General features: G+C 39.9%; 12 protein-coding genes. 9 read left to right on the forward strand and 3 right to left on the reverse strand.

What is annotated here, in order from left to right; genetic code table 11:
• Positions 1 to 103: 103 nt before the first annotated feature.
• From LKO28_RS11950 to LKO28_RS11960, 3 genes are read left to right on the forward strand one after another with little or no spacing between them, the layout of a single operon-like run.
• Positions 104 to 760, forward strand: a complete 657-nt coding sequence (locus tag LKO28_RS11950; protein WP_227695107.1) for a protein-L-isoaspartate(D-aspartate) O-methyltransferase — start codon at positions 104 to 106, stop codon at positions 758 to 760.
• Between the two features lie 22 nt (positions 761 to 782).
• Entirely contained in the window at positions 783 to 2,585 is a 1,803-nt protein-coding gene (locus tag LKO28_RS11955; RefSeq protein WP_227695108.1) for a MutS-related protein, read from the forward strand.
• An 18-nt stretch (positions 2,586 to 2,603) separates the two neighbouring features.
• A complete protein-coding gene (locus LKO28_RS11960; protein WP_227695109.1) occupies positions 2,604 to 2,987 on the forward strand; it encodes an acyl-CoA thioesterase in 384 nt (127 codons plus the stop codon).
• Between the two features lie 9 nt (positions 2,988 to 2,996).
• On the opposite strand, the gene LKO28_RS11965 is transcribed toward LKO28_RS11960, so the two are convergent.
• The gene (locus LKO28_RS11965; protein ID WP_227695111.1) at positions 2,997 to 3,371 is read right to left on the reverse strand and encodes a DUF779 domain-containing protein; all 375 of its coding nucleotides are present in this window, start codon (positions 3,369 to 3,371) and stop codon (positions 2,997 to 2,999) included.
• A gap of 74 nt (positions 3,372 to 3,445) precedes the next feature.
• The gene (locus LKO28_RS11970; RefSeq protein ID WP_227695112.1) at positions 3,446 to 4,948 is read right to left on the reverse strand and encodes an aldehyde dehydrogenase family protein; all 1,503 of its coding nucleotides are present in this window, start codon (positions 4,946 to 4,948) and stop codon (positions 3,446 to 3,448) included.
• A 258-nt stretch (positions 4,949 to 5,206) separates the two neighbouring features.
• Here LKO28_RS11970 and LKO28_RS11975 point away from each other — a divergent pair, with 258 nt between their 5' ends.
• Positions 5,207 to 6,112: an AraC family transcriptional regulator gene (locus LKO28_RS11975; protein ID WP_227695113.1), complete on the forward strand. Its 906-nt coding sequence runs from the start codon at positions 5,207 to 5,209 to the stop codon at positions 6,110 to 6,112.
• 5 nt (positions 6,113 to 6,117) lie between these two features.
• On the opposite strand, the gene smpB is transcribed toward LKO28_RS11975, so the two are convergent.
• Positions 6,118 to 6,573, reverse strand: coding sequence for an SsrA-binding protein SmpB (smpB, locus tag LKO28_RS11980; RefSeq protein ID WP_227695114.1), 456 nt, complete (start codon positions 6,571 to 6,573; stop codon positions 6,118 to 6,120).
• Positions 6,574 to 6,928: 355 nt separating this feature from the next.
• Here smpB and spt point away from each other — a divergent pair, with 355 nt between their 5' ends.
• Genes spt through LKO28_RS12005 form a run of 5 tightly spaced genes read left to right on the forward strand, consistent with a single transcriptional unit; the run spans position 6,929 to position 11,414 of the window.
• Entirely contained in the window at positions 6,929 to 8,137 is a 1,209-nt protein-coding gene (gene spt, locus LKO28_RS11985) for a serine palmitoyltransferase (protein WP_227695116.1), read from the forward strand.
• 5 nt (positions 8,138 to 8,142) lie between these two features.
• Entirely contained in the window at positions 8,143 to 9,264 is a 1,122-nt protein-coding gene (locus tag LKO28_RS11990; protein WP_227695118.1) for a hypothetical protein, read from the forward strand.
• A gap of 54 nt (positions 9,265 to 9,318) precedes the next feature.
• A complete protein-coding gene (locus tag LKO28_RS11995; RefSeq protein ID WP_227695119.1) occupies positions 9,319 to 10,311 on the forward strand; it encodes an NAD-dependent epimerase/dehydratase family protein in 993 nt (330 codons plus the stop codon).
• Between the two features lie 10 nt (positions 10,312 to 10,321).
• Positions 10,322 to 11,020 carry a CDP-alcohol phosphatidyltransferase family protein gene (locus LKO28_RS12000; protein ID WP_227695121.1) on the forward strand — a complete coding sequence of 233 codons (699 nt, stop codon included), beginning with the start codon at positions 10,322 to 10,324 and terminating at the stop codon, positions 11,018 to 11,020.
• A complete protein-coding gene (locus tag LKO28_RS12005) occupies positions 11,004 to 11,414 on the forward strand; it encodes a GtrA family protein (RefSeq protein ID WP_227695123.1) in 411 nt (136 codons plus the stop codon). Before LKO28_RS12000 ends, LKO28_RS12005 begins: the two co-directional genes overlap by 17 nt.
• Positions 11,415 to 11,790 lie beyond the last annotated feature (376 nt).

The raw sequence follows: 11,790 nt of genomic DNA on the forward strand, positions 1-11,790 counted from the left end.
ATTAACACATAAGGGAATGATTATTTACTCGAGCTCTTATCAGCCATTAAAAAGAAAAATAAATAGATGAAATGTCTATTAACAATGGTATTTTTGGGGTATAATGGCTTATAAGTTTGTAGACAACTATCGGGAAAGAGGCGCGAGGAAACAACTCGTAAAACATCTGGAAAAACGGGGAATAGAGGATAAGCGGGTATTGCAGGCTATTGGAAAAGTGCCTCGTCACTTTTTCTTTGATGAGACCTTCTGGAATCAGGCCTATCGAGATATTGCGTTTCCAATTGGTGATGGTCAAACTATCTCTCAACCGTATACCGTTGCTTATCAATCCGAGTTGCTCCACGTTAAAAAAGGAGACAAAATATTAGAGATCGGAACAGGATCGGGTTATCAAACTTGTATTTTGATGGAATTAGGGGCAAACGTATACACTATTGAGCGCCAGGAAAGTTTATACGGTCGAACCATTCAGGTGTTGCCTTACATGGGATATAAACCACATTTTTTCTTGGGGGATGGCTCACGAGGTATTGCTGAGCACGCACTCTACGATAAAATTATTGTAACTGCTGGGGCGCCTTTTGTACCCGAAGTGATGCTGAAACAATTGAAATACGGAGGGCTATTGGTTATTCCGGTAGGCGATGAGAAATTCCAAAAAATGGTAACGATCTTGCGAGTAGGAGAAAATGATTTTGAGCGTATAGAACTGGATACATTCCGTTTTGTTCCACTCGTAGGAGACCAGGCTTGGTAAGTGGTAAGAAGTATTAATAAGAATGATCTATAACAAATATCAAGAACGCATTCAACGGACGAAGGACCAAATCCAACGTCTGCATAAATCGATAAATCAAAATAGTTTTGCCCGTTTATTTGTCATAATTGGAGGCGGTGGTTTATTATTTTATCTGATTCAACAGGAAAACCTGTTGTTGTTATTATTAGCTGTTTTAGTCATTGTATTCGTATTTGCGTTTCTAATAAGAAGGCAGAGTAAATTGGAAAAACAGCGTGCTGAGGCGGAGGCTTTTTTAAAGGTCAATGAAAACGAAATTACACTGCGAGATACCCGTCGAACACTCTATAGTGAGGGGGCAAATTTTGAAGACGATCGCCATCCTTATACATCTGATTTAGATATTTTTGGCCAATTCTCTTTGTTTTCGTTGATCAATCGATGTGCGACAGCTCTGGGCATTGCTAAATTAGCGGGTTGGCTGCAAGGTGCGGCCACGAAACAGGAGATAGAAGGTAGACAAAAAGCGGTAGCCGAAATAGCCGAGGATCTAGATTGGAGCCAGAACTTCCAGTCGAAACTCCTATTTAATATCCATCAGAAGATAGAAGTCAAATCTTTTTTGTTACGTTATTTTAAAGGGTCTAGTTTAGCATTTGGTAATGTATTTATGCGTTTGTACGTGCCTGCCGCTCCTTATGTCTTACTTTCGGGCGTATTATTTTCGCTGCTAGTGACGCCTATATGGACGGGATTGTCGTTATTGGGATTAATGCATTTGTTCTGGACGCTGGGATTGGCTGGCAAAGTCGGGTTGTTTTCTAGCAGGATAGATAAAGTCGGACAAATTTTGGCAGCCTATGCGGAAGGATTGACATTGATTGAAGAAAAAACATTTGAAGCGGCAGAAAACCAACGTTTGCAACAACAATTAGGTGTTGGAGGCAAGCCACTTTCTGCTGCCTTTCGGGAACTATCAACACTCATCAATAATCTAGATGCGCGAAATAATATGCTCATGGGCGCGATCCTCAATATAATCTTGCTGTGGGATTTTAAATATGTCATGAAGATTGTACAATGGAAATCGAGATACGAAGCAGATATTTTGGAAGCCTTTGATGTTATTGCAGGATTTGAAGCGCTAAATTCATTGGCTATATTAAAGCGTAATCATCCTTCTTGGGCTAACCCCGAATTGCTAAGCGACACAGCAGCAGATAAGATTTTAGCAGTGGAAATTTCACACCCTCTGATTCCCACAGGCCAATCTATAGCGAATGACTATGATAACGCGCACCATCGTATTGCTTTGATTACGGGGTCAAATATGGCAGGCAAAAGTACGTTTCTTCGAACCATCGGCATTAACGCGGTTTTGGCTTACGCCGGAGCAGTAACATGTGCCGCGAGATTTAAATTGCCTATATATAACCTTATTTCCTATATGCGGATAAGAGATTCTTTAAATGAGAGTACTTCTACCTTTAAAGCAGAATTGGATAGAATGAAGTTTATTTTGGAGACGGTGAAGGAGGATAAAAATAGCTTTTTTCTTATCGATGAGATGTTGCGTGGAACTAACTCGGTGGATAAATACCTTGGATCCCGAGCCATTATCCGTAAATTGATTGCAATGGAAGGTAAAGGAATGGTGGCGACGCACGATTTACAATTGGCGTCATTGGAAGAGGAAAATGTAGGTAAGGTACAAAACTACCATTTTGATATTCGTGTAGAAGAAGGCGAAATGCTTTTTGATTATAAATTAAAACATGGACGCTGTACCATTTTCAATGCATCGTTATTGCTGAAAGGTATTGGAATTGACGTGGAATCCTAGGTACGAATCACGCTAAAAATGACATTAGAAGAAAGAATAGAAGAATCAGAAACACGGTTATGTACGACTGTGTTTCCTTTTTTGACAAATCACCACGATACGTTATTTGGCGGTAAGGCCATGGCGATTATGGATGAAGTGTCGTTTATGGCGGCAACGCGGTTTTGTCGCAAGCGTCTGGTGACAGTTTCAACGGATCGGATTGACTTTGAGAAAGCTATTCCGTCGGGCAGTATCATCGAAGCTGTAGCACGTGTACATAATGTTGGTCGTACTAGTGTTAAGGTAAAAGTCGAGGTATATTTAGAAAAAATGTATGAAGAGGGAAGAGAATTAGCTATTCAGGGGATGTTTACATTCGTTGCTTTAGGAGAAGATAAAAATCCTATTCCGGTATTGTAACTATGGTCGTTATTCACTGCGAATAACTGGTGCCAAATCTTTTAGTTCTTCTTCTGTGAACAACCGATAATGTACTTTAAATGTTTTACCCATTGGGGTTTCTAAGGAGAACCCGCCGGGGCCAAATCCATCCAGTACGTCCAATGTAAAATGTGAATATTTCCAATATTCGAACAAATCCCGGTCAATCCAAAACTCATATCCTTCGACTAACCCAATCATCGCATCGTTCATACGCGGAAAAAACCCGCCTTTTTCAAAACATTGTGGCTGCGTACCTTCGCAGCATCCGCCGGCTTGATAAAACATGAGGTCGCCATGTTTTTGAACTAATTCGTGTATGAGTTCTTTTGCCTTATCGGTTGTATCTATCCGTTTGATCATGATGAGTGCGTTAAGTTAAAAGATACGTTAGGGACGTAGATACGCCCCTAACGATAGATATTTGTTGTTTAATATTAAAAGAAGCCTAATTTTTCCTTGCTATAAGAAATTAGCATGTTCTTGGTCTGAGGATAATACGCGAGCATCATCTTGTGATTTTCACGACCGATACCTGACTGTTTATATCCGCCGAATGGTGCGCCAGCGGGATAAGAGTGATATTGGTTTACCCATACTCGCCCAGCCTTAATCGCGCGAGGGACTTGATAAAGCTGATGGGCATCTCTTGTCCACACGCCCGCGCCTAATCCGTATAAGGTGTCGTTAGCGATTTCAATCGCCTCTTGTTCATCTTTGAATGTTGTGACGGCAAGCACGGGGCCAAATATTTCTTCTTGGAAAATACGCATTTTGTTATGGCCTTTGAAGAGCGTCGGTTGAATGTAATAACCGTCTTCGAATCCACCTCCTACGTGATTAACATCACCTCCAGTCAAGACTTCCGCTCCCTCTTCTTTACCTAATTGAAGGTAGGACATGATCTTGTCTTTTTGTATTTTAGAAGCTTGGGCGCCCATCATGGTGGTTGGATCTAGTGGATCGCCCACCTTGATTTGGTTCACGCGATCGACCACTTTAGCAATAAATCGATCGTAAATATCTTCTTGGATTAATAAACGGGATGGACAGGTACAAATTTCTCCTTGATTTAAAGCAAATAGTACAGCGCCTTCTATCGCTTTATCCAAATAAGCATCATCGTCATCCATTACCGAATTGAAGAAGATATTGGGCGATTTTCCACCTAATTCCAACGTTACGGGAATAATATTTTCTGTAGCATATTGCATCACCATGCGGCCCGTAGCCGTTGAGCCGGTAAATGCGGCTTTCGCTACCTTCGGATTCGTGACGAGAGCTCTACCTAATTCGGAACCGAATCCATTTACTACATTGATTACGCCTGGGGGAATTAAATCACCGATCAACTCCATCAGTACCAAAATGGATGTCGGAGTACTTTCTGCGGGTTTGAGGACGACGGTACAGCCAGCGGCTAGCGCCGGTGCGAGTTTCCAAACCGCCATCAAAATAGGGAAGTTCCACGGGATGATTTGAGCGACGACACCTATCGGTTCATTAACGATCAAAGATACGGTCTGCGCGTCGAGTTCGTTTAACGATCCCTCTTCGGCACGAATTACGCCTGCGAAATAACGGAAGTGATCGATGGCTAAAGGAATGTCTGCATTTAAGGTTTCTCGAACCGCTTTGCCGTTATCTATGGTTTCTACAGCTGCAATATACTCGAGGTTTTCTTCGATGCGATTGGCGATTTTGTTGAGAATGTTGCTCCGTTCGGTTGCGGAAGTTTTGCTCCATGTTTCAAAAGCCTTTGCTGCAGCGTCAACAGCCAGATCTAGATCTTCTTTCGTGGAATGTGCCGCTTGTGTAAAAACTTTGCCGTCTACAGGCGAAATATTATCAAAATATTTTCCTAAAACGGGAGCGACGAATTCGCCGCCAATGTAATTGTCATAACGTTCTTTGAACGCTGGTCTTTTAATTGCACTCATGTTATCTCCTTTTTAACGTGGTTGTTAGCTGAACAAATATACGTACATGCTTCTCTTTTTTATAGCATTATTGTGTCAAATAGTAGCATTATTGTGTAAGTTGTGCGTTGGATAATGTGGCTTCAATTGATACAGATAACTCGTTGTTTCGGATATTGTTTGTGCTTGTTTTGTTTGGACGTATGCTGATCGGAAAGCTTGGACTATCATCCCGAATTACTTATATTTGAATATGATCCTTTATCAATAGGAGGCAATATGCGACAGAGACATCATCTTAGGACATTACCTTTTACAAGTGCAAAAGAACTTCATAGTTTAGTGGAAAGCCGGAGAGCATATACATTGCCTAGTTTTGAGCTTAATATTTTTGAAACCTATGAAGAAAGTGCGTTAGTTCCGTTGCATTTTAATGACCTGGTTATTATTAATATGGTTAAAGGTAAGAAGGTGATGCATCTTCAAGATAAAGTTTCATTCGATTATTACCCGGGCGAGACGCTTTTGTTGCCCGAACAAACACAGATGTTGATTGACTTTCCCGACGCTTCTACAGAAGCACCGACTCAATGCACGGCCATTACCATAGCTTCCGACAAGATTACAGAAGTTATTAATTATCTGAATGAATTCTATCCAAAAAAGGAGCATGGTTTAAATTGGAGCTTCCAGTTGAATCAATTTCATTTCAGCAATAGTGAGGAGTTGGCGCGTCTAACGAATCGTCTTTTTCAAGTGACATTAGGTAACGATCTTCATAAGGAGGCTTTAGCCGATTTGGTATTAAAAGAATTAATGATTCGTATAATGCAAACACAAGGGTTATTGGCGCTGGAAGAGTCTACGACTAGTAATAGTTCTGTTTTTACTTATTTGAAATATTATATAAGGGAAAATATCGGAGAGAAGCTATCCGTCGAGGAGCTCTGTACTCACGTCGGAATGAGTAAAAGTACTCTTTCCCGGAATTTTAAAGCTGCGTTCGGTATTAGTCTGATGGAATTTGTTATACAGGAAAGACTGACGTATGCTAAAAACATCCTAAAGCAATCCGGTAGTATTAAAGATGCGTGCTTTTCGTCCGGTTTTTCTGATGTGAACTATTTTACGCGTCTTTTTAAACAACGGGAAGGGATGACTCCTGGAGAATATGTGAGTATATAGGAAGACTATCTTTTCATTGCACGATCAAGTTCTCTTTTGCTTTCTCGGTCTTTAATGGTTTCCCGTTTATCAAAATCTTTTTTACCCTGAGCGAGCGCAATTTCTACCTTAGCATATCCACGTTCGTTGATAAATATACGTAACGGTACAATGGTGAAACCTTTTTCTTCGCCTTTTTCCTTTAGCTTTTTCAATTCTTTTTTTGTAAGGAGGAGTTTACGGTCCCTTTTAGCTTCGTGGTTGTAGAAAGAACCAAATGAATATTCGGCAATATGCATATTTCGAATGTATAGACCGTCTTCAAAAAATGCACAAAAGCTGTCATTAATATTCGCTTTCCCTTCCCGAATAGATTTAATCTCCGTACCCAATAAGCATATCCCTGCCACATATTTATCTAACAAGTGATACTCGAAAGATGCACGTTTATTTTTGATATTTATATTTGTCGATATCGCCATTCCAAAATTGAATTAAATGCGAAAATAATGAATTTATAGGTTTATAGAACTTTTCACGACAAACTGTTGCTAATATCTTAACAATAATTTAATTTTATGATATTTATATGGTTTTTCAAAGGAAGGGAGTCGGGAGAATTTTGTATGTTTGCTCCGATTTTTTTAGACGAAAAAAATACAAAAAACATTCTGAAAGAGTTATCAATTAGTAACAAGATGGTTAACAGTTTGATTAGAAGGTAAATTGTACAATTTCGTTTTTTTGATTTATTTTTGACGATTAAGTGTAGTTGGTCAAAAGGTAAATTAAGTTGAATTAAGAAATTATGTCACATAAAATACAAACGCCTGCAAGATGAGTAAGGGAAAGTTAAGTGAAAGAACATCTAAGTTTCTGCAAAGTGAACTAGAGCCCATTAAGTCTAATAATCTCTATGCTTATTTTAGACCAATTCAGTCAAAACAAGATACAGAGGTGGTGATTGATGGGAAACGTGTATTGATGTTCGGTTCAAACTCTTATTTAGGGTTGACAACAGATACAAGGATCATAAAAGCAGCGCAGGATGCTTTGGAAAAATATGGTACCGGTTGTGCTGGCTCTCGCTTTTTAAACGGAACGCTGGATATACATGTCGAATTAGAGGAGAAGCTGGCGGCCTATGTGGGAAAAGAAGCGGCTATATTATTTAGCACGGGATTTCAATCTAATTTAGGGCCATTATCGTGCCTGACCGGACGGAACGACTATATTTTGCTGGATGATCGAAATCATGCGTCCATTATTGATGGTAGTCGGTTGTCGTTTTCCAAAGTTATTAAATATGCCCATAACGACATGCAAGATTTGCGTAGTAAGATCGCACGGCTTCCGGAAGATAGTTTCAAATTGATTGCGACGGATGGTATTTTCAGTATGGAGGGCGATATCGTAAAGCTGCCTGAATTAGTTGCCGTAGCGGATGAGTTTGACGCTGCTATTTTATGTGATGATGCGCATAGTTTGGGGGTGATTGGAGAACGAGGTGCTGGTACAGCGTCTCATTTCGGTTTGACAGATAAAGTCGATCTTATTATGGGGACATTCAGTAAATCGTTGGCTTCATTGGGTGGTTTTGTAGCGGCTGATGCGGATACTATTGAGTATTTAAAACACCGTGCGCGTTCGTTGATGTTTAGTGCCAGTATGACACCTGCTTCGGTAGCATCAACATTAAAGGCCTTGGAGATTATTGAAACCGAACCGGAACATATCGAAAGATTGTGGGCAAATACCGAGTATGCAAAACAACTTTTACTTGACGAGGGTTTCGATCTTGGAGACACAGAAAGTCCTATTCTGCCTATCTTTATCCGTAATAATGATAAAACGTACTATGTGACTAAATTACTTCAGGATAATGGTGTCTTTGTTAATCCAGTTGTTGCACCAGCGGTACCTGCTGAGGAATCACTTATACGCTTTTCATTAATGGCTACGCATACTTTTGATCAAATTGACGAGGCCGTGGATAAGATGTCTAAAGTATTCAAAACGCTAGAAGTCGAGTCTTTTATAAATTAAAGGAAATGGTAGAGGTAGTCCCTGTCCAATCAAAAAAACAAATTACGCAGTTTATAGATTTACCGCATGATTTGTATGCGAGGGATCCGAATTACGTGCCAGAATTGTTTTTAGGACAAAGGGATATGTTGTCATCGGATAAGCACCCTTTTTATAAGCATTCTTCGGCTCAACCCTTTCTTGCCTATAAGGATGGAAGGCTGGTAGGGCGTATTTTGGCAATATGGAATACCAATCATAATAAATTCAATCACGTATCTGAGGGGCAATTCGGTTTTTTTGAATCTGTTAACGACCAAGATGTAGCCAATAGTTTATTGGATACAGCGGCCCATTGGGTGAAATCTAAAGGAGGAACTTGTCTTGTCGGTCCTATTAATCTTACCACGAATGACACGTGTGGACTTCTGGTGGATGGATTTGATAAACCACCTATGGTAATGATGCCTTATAATCCTCCCTATTATATAGAACTCATTGAGCGCGCCGGCTACAGTAAGAAAGTAGATTTGCGCGCGTACCTTGTCAAAACAGAAACAGCTAATCGACGTTCCGTATTGCTGTTAGACCGGTTAGAGGAAAGATTAAGTAGATCTAACATTGTCTTGCGCCAGATTAATTTAAAAGATTTTGCGAACGAAGCAAAAAAAATAAAAGAGGTATATAATAAGGCTTGGGACAAAAATTTAGGTTTTGTACCTATGACGAATGAAGAGTTTGATTATACTGCTAAAGAGTTGAAAATGATTGTGGATCCCAAGTATTGTATAGTGGCAGAACGTGGAGAAGAGATCGTTGGTTTTGCTTTGGGGATTCCAAATATTAATGAGATTTTGATACGTATAAAAAAGGGCAGGCTATTACCATTTGGTATATTTAAATTGCTATTTGGTCTTAAGCGGACCAAAATGATTCGTGTCTTGATGTTAGGAGTATTAGAAGGGTATAGGAAATTAGGTATAGAAGCCTGTTTATATGGCCGTATTATAAAAAACGCAACTCCATCTGGGATTGAAGCAGCAGAATGTTCGTGGATGTTAGATGATAATTATATGATGAACCATGCCATCGAACAAATTAATGCTGAATTCTATAAACGCTATCGCCTGTTCGAAAAATCTATATAAAGATGCTGGTCCAACAAACTGGACGCGCATTAGCTGATAGAATAAGGTAAAGGAATGAAGAAGATTTTAGTAACCGGAGCAAGTGGGTTTGTTGGGTTTCATTTAGTGTCAACAGCATATGAATCCGGTTGTCAGGTTCATGCTGCGGTGCGAAGATCTAGTCAGATCAAAGATATCACGCCATTCGTTGAAAAATTTGTTTATCCAAATTTCAATCAACTCGAATCATGGGCCGCATTATTTGCTTCTGAAAAGTATGATTATGTTATTCATGCGGCGGCAATGACGAAGGCGAAGTCGGAAACTGAAATGATTGAGGCTAATGTAGGAGTAACGGAACGGTTACTGCAAGCAGCGTTTCAATCCCCGAATCCACCTACACGATTGGTATATGTGAGTAGTTTGGCTGCTATTGGACCATCAGCCTATCGCGAGGATCCGATAAACGAATCGACACCTTATCGTCCTGTGACGATGTATGGTCGCAGTAAGCAGGAGGCAGAAAAACTGATCCGGGCAAAGTTTGCGGATAAGCCGATTTCTATTATCCGTCCCACAGCGGTGTACGGCCCAAGAGAGAAAGATCTGTTTATTCTATTCAATACCATGAATAAAGGTATTGATGCCTATGTGGGAAGAGCGCCACAAAAACTCTCTTTTGTGTACGTAAAAGATCTAGCAGAGGTTCTCTTGCAGGCCTGTAATTCTTCCCAAGCTGTATTAGATATATTTAATATTTCGGATGGAAATGTTTATTCACGGTACAAAATGGCTGAAATATTTAAACAAACATTTCGGAAAAGACTTCTCCGTATTCATGTTCCTTATGCGATAGTCAAAAGTGTGGCACATCTTTCCCAATGGTTATATAGCAACTCGGCCAAAACACCGGTTATTTATCCAGAGCGTTTGGGAGAATTGACAGCAGAAAATTGGGCTTGTGATATAAATCACGCAGAGACGGTGTTAGGCTATCGACCAAAATATGATTTAAAAAAGGGGCTGACGGATAGTTTGCGGTGGTATAAACAAAATAATTGGTTTTAAAGAGTAGAGCATGAGTCAAAAAATAAATAAAAAGCTTTTCCAAGACCGGAAAAGAACAAATGTTTTAAGCTCATCAGAGCAGAAATTAATTTCTTATTTCGTTCCACGTGTTCCGAGTTGGATTTCTTCAGATGGCTTAACTGCAATAGGGCTCTTGGGGTCTTTTATGATATTAGGGAGCTTTTTGTTGGCAGAATATGTTGCACGTCCTTGGTTATTGCTGGGGATTGTGGGCTTTTTTGTACAATGGTTCGGAGACTCCTTAGATGGGCGTATTGCATATTACCGGAATAAATCGCGTAAGTGGTATGGCTTCGCTTTGGATATTGTCATGGACTGGATCAGCACAGTCTTGATCGGATTGGGATATGTGTTTTATGCGCCGGATGATTTTAAATATTCGGGTTTTGCGCTTGTAGCTTTGTACGGCTGGGCCATGATTATTTCGCAACTGCGCTACCGTATAACGGATAAGTATACTATTGATGCCGGTTTATTAGGACCGACGGAGATTCGGATTATCATATGCGCCGTGCTGCTGAGTGAAATTCTCTTTTTGGGAAGTATCAATTATTTGGTGATAATCATTTGTATCGCATTGTTTATTATTAATTGCGTAGATACTAAAAAATTGTTAGGTATGGGGGATGAGCGAGACTGGGCAGAAAAAAAGAGCAAGGAGGCACCCTTAAATGAAAAAGAAGCCTAGAGCAAAAATACGAGACTTTTTTCTTTCCTTTGGGAAAGCACAGGTGTCTGCTTTTCTTGGTGGCTTGTTCGACTTTGGAGTTTACACCTTTGGTATACAAATTCTAAACATTACCCCGTATTTATCCAATATTATGAGTGGCTCCTTGGGAGCGGTGCTCAATTTTACCATTAATCGTTATTGGACTTTCGATAAGACTGATGCTCCTATTAGTCAGCAATTGGCGAAATTTGTAGTAGTCGTCATAGGAAGTATATTTCTGAAATCAACAGGTATATTTTTTCTAGTGGATCATCTTTCTGCAAACGCTTATTACTCAAAAATCATCGTAGAGATTCTTGTATCACTTGGATTTAATTTTTTGATGCAGAAATACTGGGTATTTAATAAGTAGTGAACGGAGATTACTATAGATGATCAACTTAAAATATCCATCAGTTTTCCAGATAGTTGTATTTTTCAGGGATTAAAAAAGGGGGAAACTATTGGAGTGTATTGTTAAAGTTTTTACCTTTGCCCCACTCCGCGAGGGAGCGCATTGGGTCCCGGGATATCCGGGCGGGAAATAAAAAAAAATAATTTTTGATTTTTCCAAAACTTCCTTACCTTTGCCAACCCGAAAGGGACATTACAACAAGATAACACGACCGTTTTTTTCCGGTTCTGTATAATAGCTCAAGCGCGATGCGGCGGCGATAGAAGTTCTTTAAAGATAGATGATCATGTAGCGCAGCAGTTACCCCATTGAAGGGGGATTGCTGTAGATTTAA

The organism is Sphingobacterium sp. FBM7-1 (genome assembly GCF_020687765.1).
GTDB lineage: Bacteria > Bacteroidota > Bacteroidia > Sphingobacteriales > Sphingobacteriaceae > Sphingobacterium.

Excerpts from the sequence above, each read along its gene's own strand:
- LKO28_RS11955 (WP_227695108.1), top strand. The coding sequence starts at position 783 with ATGATCTATAACAAATATCAAGAACGCATTCAACGGACGAAGGACCAA.
- LKO28_RS11990 (WP_227695118.1), top strand. The coding sequence starts at position 8,143 with ATGGTAGAGGTAGTCCCTGTCCAATCAAAAAAACAAATTACGCAGTTT.
- LKO28_RS11950 (WP_227695107.1), top strand. The coding sequence starts at position 104 with ATGGCTTATAAGTTTGTAGACAACTATCGGGAAAGAGGCGCGAGGAAA.
- LKO28_RS11975 (WP_227695113.1), top strand. The coding sequence starts at position 5,207 with ATGCGACAGAGACATCATCTTAGGACATTACCTTTTACAAGTGCAAAA.
- LKO28_RS11970 (WP_227695112.1), bottom strand. The coding sequence starts at position 4,948 with ATGAGTGCAATTAAAAGACCAGCGTTCAAAGAACGTTATGACAATTAC.
- LKO28_RS11995 (WP_227695119.1), top strand. The coding sequence starts at position 9,319 with ATGAAGAAGATTTTAGTAACCGGAGCAAGTGGGTTTGTTGGGTTTCAT.
- spt (WP_227695116.1), top strand. The coding sequence starts at position 6,929 with ATGAGTAAGGGAAAGTTAAGTGAAAGAACATCTAAGTTTCTGCAAAGT.
- smpB (WP_227695114.1), bottom strand. The coding sequence starts at position 6,573 with ATGGCGATATCGACAAATATAAATATCAAAAATAAACGTGCATCTTTC.
- LKO28_RS11965 (WP_227695111.1), bottom strand. The coding sequence starts at position 3,371 with ATGATCAAACGGATAGATACAACCGATAAGGCAAAAGAACTCATACAC.
- LKO28_RS11960 (WP_227695109.1), top strand. The coding sequence starts at position 2,604 with ATGACATTAGAAGAAAGAATAGAAGAATCAGAAACACGGTTATGTACG.
- LKO28_RS12005 (WP_227695123.1), top strand. The coding sequence starts at position 11,004 with ATGAAAAAGAAGCCTAGAGCAAAAATACGAGACTTTTTTCTTTCCTTT.
- LKO28_RS12000 (WP_227695121.1), top strand. The coding sequence starts at position 10,322 with ATGAGTCAAAAAATAAATAAAAAGCTTTTCCAAGACCGGAAAAGAACA.